The 19402-nt window shown below is 70.3% G+C and carries 16 protein-coding genes; 10 read left to right on the forward strand and 6 right to left on the reverse strand.

Going from position 1 to position 19402, the window contains the following annotated elements; genetic code table 11:
* Positions 1 to 123: 123 nt before the first annotated feature.
* Positions 124 to 1140 carry a cytochrome d ubiquinol oxidase subunit II gene (gene cydB / locus OCJ37_RS20170; RefSeq protein WP_263111456.1) on the reverse strand — a complete coding sequence of 339 codons (1017 nt, stop codon included), beginning with the start codon at positions 1138 to 1140 and terminating at the stop codon, positions 124 to 126.
* Positions 1140 to 2540: a cytochrome ubiquinol oxidase subunit I gene (locus tag OCJ37_RS20175; RefSeq protein WP_263111457.1), complete on the reverse strand. Its 1401-nt coding sequence runs from the start codon at positions 2538 to 2540 to the stop codon at positions 1140 to 1142. Before OCJ37_RS20175 ends, cydB begins: the two co-directional genes overlap by 1 nt.
* 246 nt (positions 2541 to 2786) lie before the next feature.
* Between OCJ37_RS20175 and OCJ37_RS20180 the strand changes: the two genes are divergently transcribed.
* The 5 genes from OCJ37_RS20180 (at position 2787) to OCJ37_RS20200 (ending at position 8755) form a co-directional block, all read left to right on the forward strand.
* Positions 2787 to 5168: a S9 family peptidase gene (locus tag OCJ37_RS20180; protein ID WP_263111458.1), complete on the forward strand. Its 2382-nt coding sequence runs from the start codon at positions 2787 to 2789 to the stop codon at positions 5166 to 5168.
* A gap of 520 nt (positions 5169 to 5688) precedes the next feature.
* Complete coding sequence (locus tag OCJ37_RS20185) at positions 5689 to 6252, forward strand: hypothetical protein (RefSeq protein ID WP_263111459.1); 564 nt, start codon at positions 5689 to 5691, stop codon at positions 6250 to 6252.
* 44 nt (positions 6253 to 6296) lie between these two features.
* The gene (locus OCJ37_RS20190) at positions 6297 to 7295 is read left to right on the forward strand and encodes a hypothetical protein (RefSeq protein WP_263111460.1); all 999 of its coding nucleotides are present in this window, start codon (positions 6297 to 6299) and stop codon (positions 7293 to 7295) included.
* Positions 7296 to 7592: 297 nt separating this feature from the next.
* Positions 7593 to 8492, forward strand: a complete 900-nt coding sequence (gene hemF / locus OCJ37_RS20195) for an oxygen-dependent coproporphyrinogen oxidase (protein WP_263111461.1) — start codon at positions 7593 to 7595, stop codon at positions 8490 to 8492.
* A complete protein-coding gene (locus OCJ37_RS20200; protein WP_263111462.1) occupies positions 8489 to 8755 on the forward strand; it encodes a DUF2164 domain-containing protein in 267 nt (88 codons plus the stop codon). The genes hemF and OCJ37_RS20200 overlap by 4 nt, the downstream gene beginning before the upstream one ends.
* 160 nt (positions 8756 to 8915) lie before the next feature.
* On the opposite strand, the gene OCJ37_RS20205 is transcribed toward OCJ37_RS20200, so the two are convergent.
* Together OCJ37_RS20205 and polA are read right to left on the reverse strand one after the other, a co-directional pair.
* Positions 8916 to 9395 carry a DUF421 domain-containing protein gene (locus OCJ37_RS20205; protein WP_263111463.1) on the reverse strand — a complete coding sequence of 160 codons (480 nt, stop codon included), beginning with the start codon at positions 9393 to 9395 and terminating at the stop codon, positions 8916 to 8918.
* A 715-nt stretch (positions 9396 to 10110) separates the two neighbouring features.
* Complete coding sequence (polA, locus tag OCJ37_RS20210) at positions 10111 to 12879, reverse strand: DNA polymerase I (RefSeq protein WP_263111464.1); 2769 nt, start codon at positions 12877 to 12879, stop codon at positions 10111 to 10113.
* A 411-nt stretch (positions 12880 to 13290) separates the two neighbouring features.
* Between polA and OCJ37_RS20215 the strand changes: the two genes are divergently transcribed.
* Complete coding sequence (locus OCJ37_RS20215) at positions 13291 to 13578, forward strand: DUF2782 domain-containing protein (protein ID WP_263111465.1); 288 nt, start codon at positions 13291 to 13293, stop codon at positions 13576 to 13578.
* A 506-nt stretch (positions 13579 to 14084) separates the two neighbouring features.
* On the opposite strand, the gene OCJ37_RS20220 is transcribed toward OCJ37_RS20215, so the two are convergent.
* Together OCJ37_RS20220 and OCJ37_RS20225 are read right to left on the reverse strand one after the other, a co-directional pair.
* The gene (locus OCJ37_RS20220; protein WP_263111466.1) at positions 14085 to 14531 is read right to left on the reverse strand and encodes a universal stress protein; all 447 of its coding nucleotides are present in this window, start codon (positions 14529 to 14531) and stop codon (positions 14085 to 14087) included.
* A 78-nt stretch (positions 14532 to 14609) separates the two neighbouring features.
* Positions 14610 to 15176, reverse strand: a complete 567-nt coding sequence (locus OCJ37_RS20225) for a sugar O-acetyltransferase (RefSeq protein WP_263111467.1) — start codon at positions 15174 to 15176, stop codon at positions 14610 to 14612.
* 377 nt (positions 15177 to 15553) lie between these two features.
* Here OCJ37_RS20225 and OCJ37_RS20230 point away from each other — a divergent pair, with 377 nt between their 5' ends.
* The 4 genes from OCJ37_RS20230 (at position 15554) to OCJ37_RS20245 (ending at position 19039) form a co-directional block, all read left to right on the forward strand.
* Positions 15554 to 15850 carry a hypothetical protein gene (locus OCJ37_RS20230; protein ID WP_263111468.1) on the forward strand — a complete coding sequence of 99 codons (297 nt, stop codon included), beginning with the start codon at positions 15554 to 15556 and terminating at the stop codon, positions 15848 to 15850.
* Between the two features lie 242 nt (positions 15851 to 16092).
* Positions 16093 to 16836 carry an endonuclease/exonuclease/phosphatase family protein gene (locus OCJ37_RS20235; protein ID WP_263111469.1) on the forward strand — a complete coding sequence of 248 codons (744 nt, stop codon included), beginning with the start codon at positions 16093 to 16095 and terminating at the stop codon, positions 16834 to 16836.
* Entirely contained in the window at positions 16833 to 18053 is a 1221-nt protein-coding gene (gene clsB / locus OCJ37_RS20240; protein WP_263111470.1) for a cardiolipin synthase ClsB, read from the forward strand. The genes OCJ37_RS20235 and clsB overlap by 4 nt, the downstream gene beginning before the upstream one ends.
* Complete coding sequence (locus OCJ37_RS20245; RefSeq protein ID WP_263111471.1) at positions 18050 to 19039, forward strand: lysylphosphatidylglycerol synthase domain-containing protein; 990 nt, start codon at positions 18050 to 18052, stop codon at positions 19037 to 19039. Before clsB ends, OCJ37_RS20245 begins: the two co-directional genes overlap by 4 nt.
* Positions 19040 to 19402 lie beyond the last annotated feature (363 nt).

Here is a 19402-nt window from a genome sequence, read left to right on the forward strand (position 1 = left end):
CGGCTCGGCGGGCGGCTGGACCGCAGCGGACCGCGGGTCCGGGTAGCTTGGCCGCCGCCACCGCCGCTGGCAAGCCGGACGCGCGCCTGGACCGGCGCGCTGCCACCACGCCACGCGCAACCGCTAGTGGTGGTAGCCGGTGTCGGCGGTGATCTTGCCGCGGAACACCCGGTACGACCACGCCGTATAGCCCAGGATCACCGGCAGCAGCACCGCCAGCCCAGCCAGCACGAAGCCCTGCGAGGACGGCGGCGACGCCGCTTCCCAGATGCTCAACCCCGGCGGCACGATGTTCGGCCAGATGCCCAGCACCAGGCCGAAGAAGCCGAGCACGAAGAAGCACAGGGTCAGCACGAACGGGCGCGCATCGCGGCCCTGCGCCATCGCCGCGCGCCACAGCGCGAACGCGTTGAGCAGCACCAGCAGCGGGATCGGCGACAGCCACCAGAAATTGCCGTCGTGGAACCAGCGCGCCATGATCCGCGAGTCCAGGAACGGCAGCCACGCGCTGACCAGGCCCATGAACACCACCACCACCAGCACCAGCGGCCGGGTCAGCGCACGCGCGATGCGCTGCATCGCCCCTTCGGTCTTCAGGATCAGCCAGCTGCCGCCGAGCAGCGCGTAGCCGAACACCACCGCTGCGCCGGTCAGCATCGAGAACGGGCTGAACCAGCCGAGCACCCCGCCCAGGTACTTGCCGCCCTGCAGCGGCATGCCTTCCACCAGCGCGCCGAGGATCACGCCCTGCCAGAACGCCGCGCACAGCGAGCCGGCGGCGAACGCCCAGCCCCACAGGTACTTGGAACTGTGCGCCTTGAAGCGGAACTCGAAGGCCACGCCGCGGAACACCAGCGCGATCAGCATCAGCAGCACCGGCAGGTACAGCGCCGACAGGATCAGCGCATAGGCCTTGGGGAACGCCGCCAGCAGGCCGGCGCCGCCGAGCACCAGCCAGGTCTCGTTGCCGTCCCAGATCGGCGCGGCGGTGTTCATCATCAGGTCGAGCTGGTCCTCGTCCTCGGCGAACGGGGCCAGGATGCCCAGGCCGAGCACGAAGCCGTCCAGCAGCACGTACATCAGCACGCCGAAGCCGATCACGCCGAACCAGATCACCGGCAGCACGGTCGCCATGTCCATCAGCGCGTCTCCTCGAGGTCGTCGTCGGCCGCCGAGATCGGCCGCGCCGGGGTCTTGTCGCCGTCCTGCAGCTGCGGTTCCGGTTCGTGCGGCAACGGCCCCTTGCGCAGCATCTTCAGGATGTACCAGCCGCCGAAGCCGAACACGAAGGCGTACGCGGCCACGTACACGCCCAGCGACACCCACACCATCGCCGGGCTGATCGCGCTGACCGCATCGCGGGTGCGCAGCAGGCCGTAGATCGCGTACGGCTGGCGCCCGATCTCGGTGACGAACCAGCCGGCCAGCAGAGCCACGAACCCGGCCGGCAGCATCGCGTTCCAGACCAGGTGCAGCCAGCGCTGCCGCAGCAGCGTGCCGCGCCACCAGAAGAACAGCGAGGCGAGCGCCAGCAGCAGCATCGCCATGCCCAGCCCGACCATGATCCGGAACGCGTAGAACACCGGCTTTACCGGCGGCCGCTCGTCGGCGGGCACGGAGGTCAGCGGCGCGATCTCACCGTCCAGCGTGTGGGTCAGGATCAGGCTGCCCACGCGCGGGATCTTGACCTCGTAGTCGTTGCGCTCGGCCTTTTCGTTGGGCACCGCGAACAGCACCAGCGGCACGCCGGCGCCGGGCGCCTCGCCGTGCCAATGGCCTTCCATCGCCGCCACCTTGATCGGCTGGTGCTCCAGCGTGTTCAGGCCGTGCGCGTCGCCGGCGGCGATCTGCAGCGGCACCGCGATCGCGGCGAACGCCACCGCCAGTTTCAGCATGCGCCCGGCCGCGTCCAGGTGCTGGCCGCGGCGCAGGTACCAGCCGCTGACCCCGCCGATCACGAAGCAGGTGGTGATGAACGCGGCCAGCACCATGTGCGCGAGCCGGTACGGGAACGAGGGATTGAAGATCACCTCGCGCCAGTGCGCCGGCTGGAACACGCCGTCGACGATCGCGTAGCCGGCCGGGGTGTGCAGCCAGCTGTTGGCCGACAGGATCCAGAACGTGGAGATCAGCGTGCCCAGCGCGACCAGGCAGGTGGACAGGAAGTGCAGCTTCTCCGGCACCTTGCGCCAGCCGAACAGCATCACCCCCAGGAACGAGGCTTCCAGGAAGAACGCGGTCAGCACCTCGTAGCTGAGCAGCGGGCCGAGGATGTTGCCGGCGCGCTCGCTGAGCACCGACCAGTTGGTGCCGAACTGGAAGCTCATCACGATGCCGCTGACCACGCCCATGCCGAACGACACCGCGAAGATCTTCAGCCAGAAGAAATACAGGTCGCGCCACAGCGTGTCGCGGGTGCGCAGCCAGCGCCATTCCAGGAACGCCAGCCAGCTCGACAGGCCGATGGTGAAGGCCGGGAACAGCACGTGGAAGCTGATGACGAATCCGAACTGGATGCGCGAAAGCATCACTGCGTCCATGGGGCTCGCTCGGGAAACCGTAACTGGCCGCCATTGTTGGCCCAGCCGGGTGAAATTGCGTGTGACGTCTTGTCGCAGGGGGCTGGGAGTGGGGAATGGGGAATGGAGAATGGCAAAGGCACTTCGTCTGCATCTGCATTGCACGCGCGGTCAACAGCCTCTCAGGAAACCGCTCTTGCCATTCCCGATTCCCGATTCCCAGCCCCCCTGCTACCCTCGCCGCTTGCCCGTTCGACCGGAATCCAGATGCGTCGCGTATCCCTGTGCCTTGTGTTGCTGTCCCTGTCCTGCCTGGCGCCGCTGGCCGCCGCGCAGGAAACCGCCGCTCCGCTGACCATCGAGCAGGCGATGGCCGATCCGGACTGGATCGGGCCGCCGGTCGAGGCGGCATGGTGGGCCTGGGACGGGCGCCAGGTGCAGTACCAGCTCAAGCGCGCCGGCAGCCCGGTGCGCGATACCTACCGGCAGGGCGTCGATGGCGCCGCCGCGCAGCGCGTGGAGGACACCCAGCGCAGCACCCTGGATGCGGCCGATCCGGTCTACGACGCGACGCGCCAGCGCATGCTGTTCGTGCGCAACGGCGACGTGTTCCTGCGCGACCTGCGCAGCGGCGCGCTGACCCAGCTGACCCGCAGCAACGAGGCCGCCTCGCGCCCGCAGTTCACCACCGACGGTGGCGCGCTGTGGCGGGTCGGCAACGACTGGTACCGCTGGAGCGCCGGCGGCGGCACGCTGCAGGCCGCGGTGCTCAAGGCCGAGCGCGATCCCGACGCCGCGCCCAAGCCCGATGCGCTGCGCGAGCAGCAGCTGCGCACCCTGGAGACCCTGGCCCGCGACCGCGCGCAGCGCGACCTGGCGCGGCAGCAGGAGCAGGCCTGGCGCCGCGCCGACGGCAGCCGCGCGCCGGCGCCGGTGTACCTGGGCGAGGACGTGGCGATCGACGACAGCGCGCTGTCGCCGGACGGCCGCCACCTGCTGGTGGTGACCCACGCCAAGGGCGCCGACGAAGGCCGCGACGGCAAGATGCCCAAATACGTCACCGAGTCGGGCTACGAGGAATTCCAGGAAACCCGCACCCGCGTCGGCCGCAACCCGCCGCTGGCGCAGACCCTGTGGCTGGTCGACGTGACGGCCGGCAGCGCGCGCAAGCTTGACGTCGCCGCCCTGCCCGGCATCGACGCCGACCCGCTGGCGGCGCTGCGCAAGGCGGCCAAGCAGGAACCGCTGAAGGGCCCGCGCGCGATCCGCGTGGAGACCGACGGCGATGGCGCCGGCCCGTCGATCCACTGGAGCGCCGACGGCCGCAACGCCGCGGTGATGCTGCGCGCGGTGGACAACAAGGACCGCTGGATCGCCAGCGTCGACCTGGACAAGGCCACGCTGCAGAACCGCCACCGCCTCACCGATGCGGCCTGGATCGGCTGGAGCTTCAACGAGTTCGGCTGGCTGCCGGACAACCAGACGCTGTGGCTGCTGTCCGAGCAGTCCGGCTACGCGCACCTGTACACCCAGCGCGGCACCGACAAGCCGCGGCCGCGCACCTCCGGCAAGTGGGAAGTCTCCGCGCCGGTCGTCACCGCCGACGGCCAGGGCTTCCTGTTCCTGTGCAACCGCACATGGCCGGGCGACTACGAGGTGTGCAGGCTCGACCTGCGCGACGACCGCGTCAGCGAACTGACCGCGCTCGACGGCGTGGAGGACTTCGCGCTGTCGCCGGACGGCCAGCAGCTGCTGGTGCGCTATTCGGGCAGCTACCTGCCGCCGCAGCTGGCCGTACTGCCGGTGGCCGGCGGCACCGCGCGCACCCTCACCGACACGCGCAGCGCCGCGTTCAAGGCGCGCGACTGGATCCAGCCGCAGTACGTGCAGGTGCCGTCCAAGCACGGCGCCGGCGTGGTCTGGGGCAAGTACTACGGCCCGCAGCGCCCCGAGCCCGGCAAGCGCTACCCGATCGTGATGTTCGTGCACGGCGCCGGCTACCTGCAGAACGTGTCGGCGCGCTACACCCCGTACTTCCGCGAGCAGATGTTCCACAACCTGCTGGTGCAGAAGGGCTACGTGGTGCTCGACCTGGACTACCGCGCCAGCGCCGGCTACGGCCGCGACTGGCGCACCGCGATCTACCGCAACATGGGCCATCCGGAACTGGAGGACTACCTGGACGGCCTGGACTGGCTGGTCGCGCAGAAGCAGGGCGACCGCAACCGCGCCGGCATCTACGGCGGCTCCTACGGCGGCTTCATGACCTACATGGCGCTGTTCCGCAGCCCCGGCACGTTCAAGGCCGGCGCCGCGCTGCGCCCGGTCGGCGACTGGAGCCAGTACAACCACGAGTACACCGCCAACATCCTCAACACCCCGGAGCTGGACCCGGAGGCCTACCGCACCTCCTCGCCGATCGAATACGCCGCCGGCCTGCGCGACCACCTGCTGATCGCCCACGGCATGATCGACGACAACGTGTTCTTCCGCGACTCGGTCAGCATGAGCCAGAAGCTGATCGAACTGCACAAGGACAACTGGGAGATCGCCCCGTACCCGCTGGAACGGCACGGCTTCACCCGCGCCGACTCGTGGCTGGACGAATACAAGCGGATTTTGAAGCTGTTCGAGCAGCAGCTGAAGTAGGTCGCCTCTTGCAAACGCAGCCGCGCACTGCAGGAGCAGCGCGGCTGCGTAAAGTGGCGGCACGCCGATGGGCGCCCCCGTGGCGGGCCCATCGGCGCTGAAGCTCCTCCCCCATGACGCCGAGCCCCTGTAGGAGCGGCTTCAGCCGCGACGAACGAAGCGATGAACTTGCCGATGCCGCGCGCCTTCGGGGCCGGAGCGCCACCGGGGCTGCGACCACACTCCGCAAGCCACCCTTAAGAGGCGATTCGGCTGCGACGGACGAAACGTCGGACGTCCGGCGGTGGACATCGGCGCGGCTGCAGCTCCCTACACACCAGGACCCAACCCGCTTTCCGCAAGCCGCATGTGGGAGCGGCTTCAGCGGCGACGCATGAGCGACACGGCGCCCGGGGCCCAACGGCCGACGACATGACGGCCCGGCAGCATCCGCAGCCGGCTTGCGTCACCGGCCACGCCCTCTATCCTTGACGGACGCTGCGCGGCGCCCTGCTGCCGCCATCCCACCGAAGGACCGCCGATGCCGCCCCCGCCCCTGCCCGTTGCGCGCAACCCGATGATCGATTCGATGGCCAAGATCTCGCTGCTGCTCGGCGTGATCTGGCTGCTGTGCGCGCTGGCGCAGGCGCTGCTGATGACGGCGCTGCCGGCCGGCACGATCGCGCAGCTGCCGGCGCTGATCGCCTTGCGCCTGCCGGCGTGGCTGCAATGGTGCCTGGACCACCTGCTCGTCCTGTCGTGGCTGTCGCTGGCGCTGGCGCTGGCGTTCTGCGCCACGTCCTGGGCGCTGCTGCGCCGGCGCGAGTGGGGGCGGCTGGCCTTCGTGGCGTTCCTGGTGCTCACCGCACTGGCCAACTTCGCCAGCCTGCCGCTGATCTGGCAACTGTTCGATGCGCTGCAAGCCTGGCTGCCGCACGCCGCGCAGTACGGCGTCGACGCCGTGCAGCTGCATTCGGACCTGCGCGTGGGGCGCATCACCGGCATGGTCAGCGCAGCCTTGACCGCGCTGGTGTTCGCCGCGCTGCACGGCTGGATCGTCCATCACCTGTACCGTCCGGCGATCCGCGCCGAATTCCGCGCCTGACCCCCCAACCGCCGGCAGCGTGCCGGCACCGAAAAGGATGTCCGATGCCCTCGTATTGCCCTGGCCGCCGCTTCCCGGCCATCGCCCTGTTCGCGCTGGCCTGGCTCGGCAGCGCCGCCTGCGCCGACGCCGCGCCCGCCGCCCCGGTCTGCGGCCTGTACGTGGACGACGCGCAGAACGCGCTGTACCTGGAAAGCGCCGACAGCGCGCGGCTGGAGCCCGAGCAGGACTCGCCGCGGCGTTTCCACCTGCTGCGCGAGGGCGACGCCCTGCAGCTGTTCGACCTGGACAGCGGCCGCAGCGAACGCTACGCGCTCTCGGCGGACAGCGCCCGGATCCGCGCACCGGACGGCACCGTCTATCGGCATGGCAGCACCGCGCCCTGCAAGGCGCCGGTGCCGGCAGCGACACCGGCGATCGCGCAGTGCCGCAAGGACCTGCCGGCCTGCGCGCAGCGGCTGGCGCAAGGCGCGCCTGCGCAGGCACAGGCGCTGTGCGGACCGCAGCTGCCGTTCGCCTGCCGTGGCTTGCTCGACGCGGCGACGGACGCGGCGCCCGCCCAGGCTGCGACGGCATTGCAAGCCGAAGCCGTATGCCGGCGCAGCGCCTCCCCGCACATCTGCACCGCGGCGGCGGAGCGGCTGTGGGACGCGGGCCAGTTCCTGCGCGCGAAGGCGCTGCTGGAGCAGGCCTGCGCCCTGTCCGACCCGGTCGCCTGCGGCCGCACCACGGCGCTGGAAGAGGTGGACGCGGCGCTGCTGCAGTCGCCGCCGGCCACGCGCTTGCCGTGCGGCCGCTTCATCGCCCCCATCGGCAACGCGGTCAGCCTGCAGTTCGGCGCCGACGGCAGCGTGCGCAGCGGCGACGGCGAGGCGCTGCAGGCGCGCCTGGACGACGGGCAGATCGCGCTGCGCCAGCAGGACGGCCAGCAATGGCGGCTGCGTCCGCTCGGCGCCAACCTGCTGCTCGGGCTGGATCGCGCGCACCGCTTCGTCGTGTTCTTCGGCGACGAGGCCAGCCGCTGCGGCGCCGCGGAGCGATAACGGCCTGGGCAGCGGGCCAAGCCTGCCACGCGCCAGGAGGCTCGCTGCATCGCCCGGCAACCGCTCGTTCTCCTCCCGGGACCATGGCCCCTTTTCGGGGAAGGTGTCTCGAAGCGACGGATGACGGTACGGCCGACGCTCCATGATGCTCTGAGCGCCGCGCCCTCGCGACCTGTCCATCGGCCGCGTCATTGACAGGCCCCCGGCGCGGCCACGCAATAATGTGGCGCGCCCGTGCCGCCTCGTGCCCAGCGAAGCTGGCTGGCCCCTCCCACTGCCCGACTGCCCATCCCCGCCATGACCGAGTTCGACCGAGTACGCGACTACCTGACCGGCCTGCAGGACCGCATCTGCGCCGCCATCGAGGCCGCCGACGGCCGCGCCCGCTTCGCCGAAGACCAGTGGCAGCGGGCCGAGGGCGGCGGCGGCCGCACCCGCATCCTGCGCGACGGCGCGGTGTTCGAACAGGCCGGGATCGGCTTCTCCGACGTGTCCGGCACGCGCCTGCCGCCCTCGGCCAGCGCCAACCGCCCGGAGCTGGCCGGCGCCTCGTGGCGCGCCACCGGGGTGTCGCTGGTGTTCCACCCGCACAGCCCGTACCTGCCCACCACCCACGCCAACGTGCGCTTCTTCCGCGCCGAGCGCGACGGCCAGACCGTGGCCTGGTGGTTCGGCGGCGGCTTCGACCTGACCCCGTACTACCCGTTCGACGAGGACGTGGTCCACTGGCACCGCACCGCGCAGGCGCTGTGCGCGCCGTTCGGGCAGGACCGCTATGCCGCGCACAAGCGCTGGTGCGACGACTACTTCTTCCTCAAGCACCGCAACGAGACCCGCGGCGTGGGCGGGCTGTTCTTCGACGACCTGCATGGCGACTTCGAGCGTGATTTCGCCTACCAGCGCGCGGTCGGCGACGGCTTCCTGGACGCCTACCTGCCGATCGTCGAGCGCCGCCGCGCGCTGCCGTGGGGCGAGCGCGAGCGCGAGTTCCAGCTGTACCGGCGCGGGCGCTATGTCGAGTTCAACCTGGTCTACGACCGCGGCACCCTGTTCGGCCTGCAGAGCGGCGGCCGCAGCGAGAGCATCCTGATGAGCCTGCCGCCGCGGGTGCGCTGGGAATACGGCTTCCAGCCCGCGCCGGACAGCGCCGAGGCGCGCCTGGCCGAATACCTGGTGCCGCGCGACTGGCTGGCATGAGCGGGCCGTTGCCGGCCAGCGTGCTGGGGCGCGAGGACAAGGCGCGGATCGCCGAGCAACTGCAGCGCTACCTGCACGACGAGCTGCAGCAGGAGATCGGCGCCTTCGAGGCCGGGTTCCTGCTGGATTTCGTCGCCGAACGCATCGGCGCGCACTTCTACAACCACGGCGTGCAGGACGCGCGCACGCTGCTGGCCGCCCAACTGGACGCGCTGGACGACGCGCTCTACCAGCTCGAACGGCCGACCGCGCCGCGCCGCTAGCGCGGTGACGCCTCCGCGCATCACCTATCGGCCACCGTGCGGCGCGCCTGCGCTCTTGTAGGAGCGGCTTCAGCCGCGACCGGGGCGTTGCCGGGAACGCCTGGTCGCGGCTGAAGCCGCTCCTACAGGGGGCGGCCAGCGGCTTGACGCGCCGGCCCGCTCAATCGCCCTTGCCGGCGACGATGGTGATGTGGCCGTTGGTCTCCAGCAGCGCCAGCCGGACCTCGTCCAGCTGCAGGCAGCCCTGCTGGCGCATCGCCGCCTCGAAGTCGGCGTTGCTGACCAGTTCGCGGCGCAGCACCTGGCGGAACACGTGGCCGTCGCGCGCCAGCACCACCGGCTCGCCTTCGATCAGGCGCTCGGCGCGCGCGCTGCGCGAGGTGATCAGGCCGACCCCGAAGTTCAGCGCGATCAGCGTCGCCGCCAACAGCAGGCCGCCGCCGAGCGAGGTGTCCTGGCCGAGCAAGGCGTTCTGCACCGCGTTGCCGAGCAGCACGATCAGCAGCATGTCGAACGGTGTCAGCTGCCCCATCGCGCGCTTGCCCGACACCCGCACCATCGTCAGCACCGCCACGTACACCACCACCGCGCGCAAGATGAATTCCCACCACGGCATCGACAGATGGAAGAGATCGGGCATCGCGCGGCTCGCAAGGATGATGGGGCCGCGATCCGGTGCCGGCATGCGCCGGCGGCCGTGGCGGCGCACTGGATCTTTTCGCAGGCAATAAAAAGCCCCGCGGACCAGGGGGAGGTCGGCGGGGCCAGGGAACGGAGACTTGGGGAGGAGTCGCCGTTCCTAGATCTGCTCCAGGGGATGGGAGGAGATCCGCGACAGGTATTGCGCCTGTCGAGGGATATAAAACCATTTTGCACCTTGCTAGTTCGTGAAGATTTTAGTTAAAAAATTGTCGGATTAAGGGCGGATTCATTCGCGAAATTCGGTGCAACGCAAGGTTCCAAAAACAACTGCTTTTTATAGCTGAATTCGTGCACAGGAACGATGCGGCTCGACGCCCGCGCTGCGGCATCGATCCCGAAATCGCGCGCTGTCGCCCATCTGGTGCATCCATGCTCCAGCATCGATGCCGATGCGGGCGAGGGCGGAAAGATTCAGGCGCAAATGCCGGCCGCAATGTTTCATCGTCCGAGAGAGCATCCTTCCGAGAATCACGCTATCGGATGAAGCCGTTCAGGCGTTTCGCGGCATCGCGAGCGCGTTCCGCCCACTGCCCGTTCGCCTGCGGCTCGGCGGCGACGGCGCCCCGCCTCCGCTCACCGCATCGGCCCTGGCCCGCCGAATCCCGCGGCCGCGAGTCCCGAGTCCCGAGTCCCGAGTCCCGAGTCCCGCAAAACTAATGCGCCTCGTCCCAGTTGTCGCCGACCCCGCTGTCCACCACCAGCGGCACCTTCAGTTCGGCGGCGCCGGCCATCAGCCGGGTCACCTCGGGCAGCAGCGTGTCGACGAAGTCGGCGTCGGCCTCGAACACCAGTTCGTCGTGCACCTGCAGGATCATCAGCGCGCGTTCGCGGTGCGGCGCCAGCCACGCGTCCACGGTGACCATCGCGCGCTTGATGATGTCCGCGGCGGTGCCCTGCATCGGCGCGTTGATCGCCGCGCGCTCGGCGCCGGCGCGCAGGCCCTGCTGCTTGGCGTTGATGTCGTTCAGGTACAGGCGGCGGCCGAACAGGGTCTCCACGTAGCCCTGGGTGCGCGCCTGCTCGCGCATGCGCTCCATGAAGTCGCGCACCCCGGGGTAGCGGCTGAAGTACAGCGCCACGTAGTCCTGCGCCTCGCCGCGGCCGATGCCCAGGTTGCGGGCCAGGCCGAACGCGCTCATGCCGTACATCAGGCCGAAGTTGATCGCCTTGGCGGCGCGGCGCTCGTTCGGCGTGACCTCCTCCAGGCTGCGCCCGAACACCTCGGCGGCGGTGGCGCGGTGCACGTCCACGCCGGCGCCGAAGGCGCGCAGCAGGCCCGCGTCCTCGGACAGGTGGGCCATGATCCGCAGCTCGATCTGCGAGTAGTCGCAGGCGATCAGCTTGCGCCCGGGCGGGGCGACGAAGGCGCGGCGGATGCGGCGGCCGTCCTCGGTGCGGATCGGGATGTTCTGCAGGTTCGGATCGGCCGAGGACAGCCGCCCGGTGGCGGCGCCGGCCTGGTGGTAGCTGGTGTGCACGCGGCCGGTGTCGAGGTTGATCATCTCCGGCAGCTTGTCGGTGTAGGTGCTGCGCAGCTTGGCCAGGCCGCGGTATTCCAGGATCACCCGCGGCAGCTCGTGCTCGGCGGCGATCGCCTCCAGCGCCTCTTCGTTGGTGCTGGGCTGGCCCTTGGGGGTCTTCAGCAGCGCCGGCAGCTTCAGTTCGTCGAACAGCACCGCCTGCAGCTGCTTGGGCGAGTCCAGGTTGAAGGTGCGCCCGGCCAGCGCGGTGGCCTTCTGCTGCGCGGCCAGCATGCGCTGGCTCAGGTCCTGGCTCTGCTTGCGCAGTTCGGCCATGTCCACGCTGACGCCGTTGGCCTCGATCCGCGCCAGCACCTGCACCAGCGGCATCTCGATCTCGCGGTAGACCTTTTCCAGCGCCGGCTCCGCCGCCAGCTGCGCGGACAGCGCACCGTGCAGGCGCAGGGTGATGTCGGCATCTTCGGCGGCGTAGCCGGTGGCGTCGTCGATGGCCACCTGCGAGAACGCGATTTGCTTGGCGCCCTTGCCGGCCACGTCCTCGTACTTGACCGTCTCGTAGCCCAGGTAGCGCCGCGCCAGCGAATCCATGTCGTGGCGGCTGGCGGTGGAATTGAGCACGAAGCTCTCCAGCATGGTGTCGTCGGCGTAGCCGCGCACGTCGATGCCGTGGCGGCGCAGCACGTGCAGGTCGTACTTGCCGTGCTGGCCGACCTTGGCCTTGGCCGGGTTTTCCAGCAACGGTTTCAGCGCGGCCAGCGCCAGCTGCCGGTCCAGCTGCACCGGCACGCCGGGGTAGTCGTGGCCCAGCGGCAGGTAGTCGGCGCGGCCCGGCTCGATCGCGAAGCTGAGCCCGACCAGGTTGGCGCGCATCGCGTCCAGCGCGTCGGTCTCGGTGTCGAAGGCGAAGCGCTCGGCCACGCGCAGGCGCTCGAGCAGGTGTTCGAACTGCTCCGGAGTCACGATCGCGGTGTAGTCGCCCTTGGCCGCCAGCGCCGGGTCCAGCGTCGTGTCGACGGGCGCGGCGGCGCGGGCGTAGCCGGCGGCGGTGCCGCGCAGGCTGGGCGTGGCCTCGGCCGCCCCGGCCGGGGCGGCGACGCCGCCGTCCAGGTCGCGCAGCGCCTGGGTGAAGCCGTAGCGCTGGTACAGGCCGCGCAACTGGTCCGGATCCTGCTCGCGCAGGCCCAGCGTGCGCGGGCCGCCGGGCAGGGCCACGTCGGTCTTGATGGTGACCAGCTCGCGGTTCAGCGGCAGCCGCGCCAGCGCCGCGCGCAGGTTCTCGCCGATCTTGCCCTTGATCGCGTCGGCGTTGGCCATCACTCCGTCCAGCGAGCCGTATTCGGCCAGCCACTTGGCCGCGGTCTTGGGCCCGCACTTGTCCACGCCCGGCACGTTGTCGATGGCATCGCCCATCAGCGCCAGCAGGTCGACGATCTGGCTCGGCCACACGCCGAACTTCTCCATCACCGCCGCGTCGGAGTCCATGCGGCTGCCGCTCATCGTGTTGACCAGCTGCACGCCGGGGCGCACCAGCTGGGCGAAATCCTTGTCGCCGGTGGAGATGGTCACCTCCAGGCCGTCGCCGGCGCCCTGCAGGGCCAGGGTGCCGATCACGTCGTCGGCCTCCACGCCGCTCTCGCGCAGGATGGTGATGCCCAGCGCATGCACGATCTGACACATCGGCTCGACCTGCGCGCGCAGTTCCTCGGGCATCGGCGGGCGGTTGGCCTTGTACTGCGGGTACAGGTCGTCGCGGAAGGTCTTGCCCGGCGCATCGACCACGAAGGCCACGTACTCCGGGCGCTCCTTCAGCGTGGCGCGCAGCATGTTGACCACGCCGAACAGCGCGCCGGTGGGCTCGCCGGCGGGGTTGGTCAGCGGAGGGAGCGCGTGGAACGCGCGATACAGGTAACTGGACCCGTCGATCAGGACTAATCGGCTCATCCGCAGATTCTACGCTGCCGGGGAATGGGGGCCAGGGAGCGGGACGCGTGGGGCTGGTGGCTTATTCATTGGAACAGTGCAGGCTGCGCCCGTACCCTTATCCGTCCCTCGGGGGGCACCTACCCCCCAAAAAGGGGGTCCACGGTCCCGATGGGAGAAGGGCAGCCGCGGCGCGCTTTAGCCCCTCCCCCGGGGAGGGAGTGGGGTGAGGGCCCGGCGCGAAGCGTCCCACTGTCTTTGAGGTGCGCGAGCCTGCGCCCGTCGCTCGATCCGGCCGTGCGGACACCTAACCTCGAAAGTGAACACTGCCCCGGGCGGAAGAAGCGCACGCGCGTCCGGCCGTTTGTGCGCCGGATGCGGCCGCTCGGCGCATAATCCAGGCCGACGACTTCGGCTGTGGAGAATGCTGCGATGAAAGCCCTGATGCTGGTTCCGCTGTTGCTGCTGGCGGGTTGCGCCTCGACCGGTCTTGGCCCGGACGGCGCGCCGGCGGACGTGCGCGGTGCGGACGTGACCCAACGCAAGATGGACAACGGCGACACCGTGGACGAGTACCGGGTCTCCGGCCAGCTGCGCATGGTCAAGGTGACCCCGGCCAACGGCCCGGCCTATTACCTGTACGACCAGAATGGCGACGGGCACATGGACGGCAGCAAGGACAACGTGTCGCCGGTGTATTGGAAGTTGTATAGCTGGTGAGCCGGGATTCGGGATTGGGGATCGGGGATTCGCGAGCCGGCTCCGGTCCCGACCACGCGTCCTTGGCAGGAAGGGTCTTGTTCCCCCTCTCGGGATGGGCCGCGCGGCGCATGTGGCGCTCGGCTGTCGTGCACGGGCCTGGCTGCCCGGGCCCGTTCTTCTCGGGCCATGCCAGCCGAACCCAAACCTTGTTTGATGAATGGCCCCGAACGGCCTCGCCATTCAACGCGAGCAGTGAAGCGCCAAGGTCTCGGACGCCCACGCTTTCGGGCTGATCCCCCAAAGCGGACAAGAGCCGCTCTACAGGGCACCAGCGGCTCCCCTGTGCGAGCGACGTCGGTCGCGACGAACAGAGCGACAGACACCCCGCCATGGGACGACACCAGGGTGGAAGCCATCCACGGCGTCAGTCACCGCTGCCGGCAGGGAGAGCGGATGCATGGCCGTGTCGTCCGCTCCGTGCCGCCACACCGTCGGCCGCTCTCCATTTCCGGCGACCTGCGCCTTCAGCGAATCACCAGCACCGGCACCTGGCTGTGCGCCAGCACCTCGGCGGTCTGGCTGCCGAGCAGCACCCGGCTCATGCCACGGCGGCCGTGCGAGGTCATCACGATCAGGTCGCTGCGGTGCGAGGTGGCGATGTCGATGATGCCCTCGGCCGCGTAGCGATCCAGCACATGGCAGCCATGCGCGACCACGCCGGCCGCCGCCGCGGCGGCGAGCGCCGGCGCCAGGATCTTCTGCGCGCCGTCCTCGCGGTCCTGCCGGTATTCGGGCGTGGCTTCGTAGCCCACGCTCCAGCCCATCGCGTCGTACATGCCCATCGCCCAGGGCTCGGAAACGGTGACGATGTCCACTTCCGCGCCGAGCCTGGCGGCCAGCGCCAGGCCCTGCTGCAGGCCCTTGGCGGACAACTCGGAACCATCGGTTGCGATCAGGATGCGTTGGTACATGTGCGTGCTCCGGCAACGCCGCCCGCGGCGGCACGGCACCATTGCACACCCGGCGCAACCGCCGCGCCTTGACCCGGATCAAATTCCGGGCGGTTGCGCCGCCAACGGCCGCGCCGGGTTGCCGGCCACGCGCGCGCCGGCCGCCACGTCGCGGGTGACCACGCTGCCGGCGCCGATCACCGCATCGTCGCCGATCGTGACCCCGGGCAACACGATCGCGCCGCCGCCGATCCAGACGTTGCGGCCGATCGTCACCGGCCGGCCCAGCTCCAGGCCGGCCGCGCGCTGCGCCGCATCGCGCGGATGATCGGCCGCATACAGCTGCACCGCCGGCCCGATCTGCGTGCCGGCGCCGATGCGCACCGGCGCCACGTCCAGGATCACGCAATTGAAGTTGAGGAACACGTCCTCGCCCAGGTGGATGTTGTAGCCGTAGTCGCAATGGAACGGCGGCCGCACCACCGCGCCGCGCCCGACCGCGCCCAACTGCTCGCCCAGCAACGCGTGGCGCCGCGCCGGCGACTCGGCCAGCGCCGCGTTGTAACGCACCATCCACGCCTTGGCCACGGCCTGGTCGGCCTGCAGCTGGGCATCGCCGGGGAGGTACGGCTCGCCGGCAAGCATCTTGTCCTTTTCGCTGCGCATCGTGCGCTCCGTGCGGTGTCGATGCGGAATTATCGCACCGCGCGCCGCACGTCCGTTGCAGTGTCCCGCGGCATAGGCAATACCCGATACGCTGAACGGCGCACGACGATGACCAGCAGGATGGTTTATGCAAGGTCCTCTCGCGCGGCCCGTCGTCCTTCTCGCCGCATCCTCAATTGAACCGACCGACGCGATAGGGACACACCCTGCTCAGGGGTGGCGGCTACCATCTTGAAACAGGCCGGTTCCGCGTATCCGGCAGGACATGGCGTTCACCCGTCCTCGACGACGTCGCCCCGCATCATGCGCTTGCCCCGCGGCACAGGCATACAGAACGCCGCACGCGCGGGAAATCTCTCACAACAAGGCGGTGCGCAATGTCCGAGCGAGTGGAAGTTGGCCAGATGGTCTTCGTCACCGACGGCGAGCTCGGGGTCGGCGCGGTGCGCGAAGTGCGCCAGGCGTCCGCGGAGTTCGTCGTCAATATCCAGAACGGCGGCGACTTCGTGCTGCCGCTGAGCGCGGTGAAGGACGTGCATTCCGGCAAGGTGATCCTGGCCGTCGACAAGTTGCCCGAGCAGGTGCGCGATGCGCTGCGCCACCCGCACGACGCGGAGATCCAGACCCCGACCTATGCGGCGACGGATCCGAGCGACGGCGCCTTGAAGGAGTGAGACAGCCGGCATCCGGCGGGCGCTCGGCGCGGTCGTAGCGCCGCTCACTGCGGAATGGCGGCGCGGTCGCCCGCGCCCTTCGAGCGGCACCACGCCGATGCCACGTCGTCGGCCCGAACTCACTGCAACGCGCTCGATGAGGGGCATGCGTGCCCCGAACGCAGATCCGGCGCGCCGGCATCCTCACGCCTTGCACGCGGGCCACCGGCAAAATGCATGCAGGCCCTTCCTGTCCGCGCTGCATGCCTTCGATCAACGTGCTGACCCTCAACGCGCACATGGGCTTCAGCCTGCTCAACCGGCGCTTCGTCCTGCCCGAGCTGCGCGAGGCGATCCGCACGGTGTCGGCCGGGATGGTATTCCTGCAGGAGGTGCTGGGCGAGCACGCGCTGCATGCGGGCCGGCATGCCGACTGGCCCGCGCAGACCCAGTACGAGTTCCTGGCCGATACGCTGTGGCCGCAGTTCGCCTACGGGCGCAATGCGGTCTACCCGCATGGGCACCACGGCAATGCGCTGCTGTCGACGTTCCCCATCGTCTCCTCGCACAACCGCGACGTGTCGGTGCAGGGCCACGAGCAGCGCGGCCTGCTGCATGCCGTCGTGCAGGTGCCGGGCCACGACGTCGACGTGCATACCATCTGCGTGCACCTGGGCCTGCGCGAAGCGCACCGGCGGCAGCAGATCGGGCTGCTGTGCGGGATCGTCGCCGACGAGATCCCGGCGGAGGCGCCGCTGATCGTGGCCGGCGATTTCAACGACTGGCGCGTGCGCGGGCATCCGCTGCTGCGCCGTTGCGGGATGGTCGAGGCGTTCGAGCACGCGCACGGGCGCGTGGCGCGAACCTTCCCGTCGCGCTGGCCGCTGCTGCCGGTCGATCGCATCTACCTGCGCAACCTGCGCATCGAACAGGCGCAGGTGCTGTCCGGGCGGCCGTGGTCGCACCTGTCCGACCACGCGCCATTGCTGGCGAGGATCGCGCTGTGAAGGGCGCGCGCGGCATCGAGACGTGCTGGCGCCGCGGCCACCGCCTGCGCCTGCTGGAGAATGGCGAGGTGTTCTTCGCCCGCGTGTACGAGGCCATCGACGCGGCGCAACGCGAGGTGCTGCTGGAGACCTTCATCCTGTTCGAGGACAAGGTCGGCATCCCGCTCAAGGATCGCCTGGTGGCCGCGGCACGGCGCGGCGTGCGCGTGCACCTGCTGGTGGATGCGTTCGGCTCGCCCGACCTGTCGCCGGCGTTCGTCGGCGAGCTGCTCGACGCAGGGGTCGAACTGCGCATGTTCGACCGCACGCCGCGGCCGCTGGGCATGCGCCTGAACGTGTTCCGGCGCATGCACCGCAAGCTGGTGGCCGTGGACGGGACGATCGGCATGGTCGGCGGCATCAACTATTCGGCCGACCACCTCGCCGACTTCGGCCCGGAAGCCAAGCAGGACTACGCGGTGGAGGTCGAAGGGCCGGTGGTGGCCGACATCGTCTCCTTCATGCGCCACGCGATGGCCAGCCACGGCACCGGCGAAGGCTGGGCGCCGCAGGGCGCGAGCGCGGCGCCCGATACCGGCGCCGACGCCGGCACCGCCGACGTGTGCTTCCTGCCGCGCGACAACGGACGCCGGTCGCGCAGCATCGAGCTCGCCTACCGGCAGGCGTTCGGCGAGGCGCAGCGCGAGATCGTCATCGCCAATGCGTACTTCTTTCCCGGCTACGGCTTCCTGCGCGACCTGTGCGCCGCGTCGCGGCGCGGGGTCAAGGTCTGCATGCTCTTCCAGGGACAACCGGACACGCCGCTGGCGCTGATCGCCGCGCGCGCCCTGTACCGGCACCTGATCGACGCGGGCGTGCACATCTACGAGTACTGCGAACGCCCGTTCCACGGCAAGGTCGCGGTGATCGACGAGGAATGGAGCACGGTGGGATCGAGCAATCTGGATCCGCTGAGCCTGTCGCTCAACCTGGAGGCGAACCTGTTCGTCCGCGACGCGGCGTTCGCGCGCGAGCTGCGCGGGCGCCTGCGCCGGCTGATGGACACGCACTGCCGCGAGGTCGCGCCGGAGAGCGTGCCGCGGCGGCGCTTCTGGCAGGCGCTGACGCGGCCGTTGCTGTTCCATGTGCTGCGCAACTTTCCGCAATGGGCCAGCCACCTGCCCACGCGCACGCCGCGCACGGCGTTGATCCGCCAGGAAGGCGGTCCGGCGCCATGAGCGCCTCGCGCCAGCGCTGGCGGCGCGTGCGCCGGGTTGCGTATTTCGCGTTCCTGGCGCTGGTGGCGGTGCTGCTGGTGCGCTATGGGCGCTCGGTGGACTGGCCGCAGGTCGGCGCAACGCTGGCCGGCTACGGCGCCGGCACCCTGGCGCTGGCGGTCGGCCTGGCGCTGGGCAGCTACGCGCTGTACGCATGCTACGACCTGGCCGCGCGCCGCTACGCGGGCCATGCGCTGGCGACGCCGCGGGTGATGGCGATCGCGACGATCGCCTACGCCTTCAGCCTCAACGTCGGCGCGCTGGTCGGCGGCGCTGGCTTCCGCTACCGGATGTATTCGCGCGCGGGGCTGGGGTTGGGCACCATCGGCCGCATCGTCGCCTTCGCCATCGGCACCAACTGGATGGGCTACCTGCTGCTGGCCGGCGCGCTGTTCGCGTCCGGCCGCCTGCGCACGCCGCCGCAGTGGCCGGTGAGCGGTGCGCAGCTGCCGTGGCTGGGGACGGCGATGCTGCTCCTGGTCGTGGCGTACCTGCTTGCCTGCCGCCTGTCGCGCGGGCGCGAGTGGCAGGTGCGCGGGCACGCGCTGCGCCTGCCGCCGGTGACGCTGGCACTGCTGCAGCTGCTGCTCGGCAGCGCCAACTGGGCGCTGATGGGTGCGCTGCTGTTCGTGCTGATGCCGTCCGGCGTGGACTACGCCACGGTGCTCGGCGCGCTGCTGGTGTCGGCGGTCGCCTCGGCCATCGCGCACATCCCGGCCGGCATCGGCGTGATGGAAGCGGTGTTCCTGCCCATGCTCGGCCACCAGGCGCCGCAGGCGCAGCTGTTGGCCGCCCTGCTTGCCTATCGCGCCTGCTACTACCTGGGGCCGCTGCTACTGGCGGTGGCCGGCTACGCCGCAACCGAAGCACGCAGGCGACGCGGCAATGCCGCGATGTCGGACAGCCAGGGAACCGGCCACCGCGACGACCGCGCGCCAACGCGGTGACTCATGTGGCCGGCCCGCGGTCGATCCGGCAGGCGCCGCCGAGCAGCGACCAGGTGCGCATCCCGTTGCCGTCGCATGCGATCCCGGCCTACCCGAGCTGCACCCTCGTCGGCACGGCCGGCCTCAAGGAACTGGTTGGACATTTCGCCGGCGGATAGCTGGCACTGGTGCGCAAGTACCGCTTCGAGAACGAGCGCTCCCCTGACCCGGCCGTGTTTGTGAGGAGATGGGCGGGAATGCTAGTGTCGCACCGCACACGTCCAAAGTAGGAGTTCCCTCACGCACGCACGGACGGCGCCTTTCCTTTGGACGCGCTGGCGCGATGACGCGGTTGCGCGTGGCGGGCGCGGCGCTGCCCGGCTC

This window comes from Xanthomonas sp. AM6 (assembly GCF_025665335.1).
GTDB lineage: Bacteria > Pseudomonadota > Gammaproteobacteria > Xanthomonadales > Xanthomonadaceae > Xanthomonas_A.

What these genes read in the sequence shown, in the direction of transcription:
- cydB (WP_263111456.1), bottom strand. Translation starts at nt 1,140, where the DNA reads ATGGACATGGCGACCGTGCTGCCGGTGATCTGGTTCGGCGTGATCGGC.
- OCJ37_RS20175 (WP_263111457.1), bottom strand. Translation starts at nt 2,540, where the DNA reads ATGGACGCAGTGATGCTTTCGCGCATCCAGTTCGGATTCGTCATCAGC.
- OCJ37_RS20180 (WP_263111458.1), top strand. Translation starts at nt 2,787, where the DNA reads ATGCGTCGCGTATCCCTGTGCCTTGTGTTGCTGTCCCTGTCCTGCCTG.
- OCJ37_RS20185 (WP_263111459.1), top strand. Translation starts at nt 5,689, where the DNA reads ATGCCGCCCCCGCCCCTGCCCGTTGCGCGCAACCCGATGATCGATTCG.
- OCJ37_RS20190 (WP_263111460.1), top strand. Translation starts at nt 6,297, where the DNA reads ATGCCCTCGTATTGCCCTGGCCGCCGCTTCCCGGCCATCGCCCTGTTC.
- hemF (WP_263111461.1), top strand. Translation starts at nt 7,593, where the DNA reads ATGACCGAGTTCGACCGAGTACGCGACTACCTGACCGGCCTGCAGGAC.
- OCJ37_RS20200 (WP_263111462.1), top strand. Translation starts at nt 8,489, where the DNA reads ATGAGCGGGCCGTTGCCGGCCAGCGTGCTGGGGCGCGAGGACAAGGCG.
- OCJ37_RS20205 (WP_263111463.1), bottom strand. Translation starts at nt 9,395, where the DNA reads ATGCCCGATCTCTTCCATCTGTCGATGCCGTGGTGGGAATTCATCTTG.
- polA (WP_263111464.1), bottom strand. Translation starts at nt 12,879, where the DNA reads ATGAGCCGATTAGTCCTGATCGACGGGTCCAGTTACCTGTATCGCGCG.
- OCJ37_RS20215 (WP_263111465.1), top strand. Translation starts at nt 13,291, where the DNA reads ATGAAAGCCCTGATGCTGGTTCCGCTGTTGCTGCTGGCGGGTTGCGCC.
- OCJ37_RS20220 (WP_263111466.1), bottom strand. Translation starts at nt 14,531, where the DNA reads ATGTACCAACGCATCCTGATCGCAACCGATGGTTCCGAGTTGTCCGCC.
- OCJ37_RS20225 (WP_263111467.1), bottom strand. Translation starts at nt 15,176, where the DNA reads ATGCGCAGCGAAAAGGACAAGATGCTTGCCGGCGAGCCGTACCTCCCC.
- OCJ37_RS20230 (WP_263111468.1), top strand. Translation starts at nt 15,554, where the DNA reads ATGTCCGAGCGAGTGGAAGTTGGCCAGATGGTCTTCGTCACCGACGGC.
- OCJ37_RS20235 (WP_263111469.1), top strand. Translation starts at nt 16,093, where the DNA reads ATGCCTTCGATCAACGTGCTGACCCTCAACGCGCACATGGGCTTCAGC.
- OCJ37_RS20245 (WP_263111471.1), top strand. Translation starts at nt 18,050, where the DNA reads ATGAGCGCCTCGCGCCAGCGCTGGCGGCGCGTGCGCCGGGTTGCGTAT.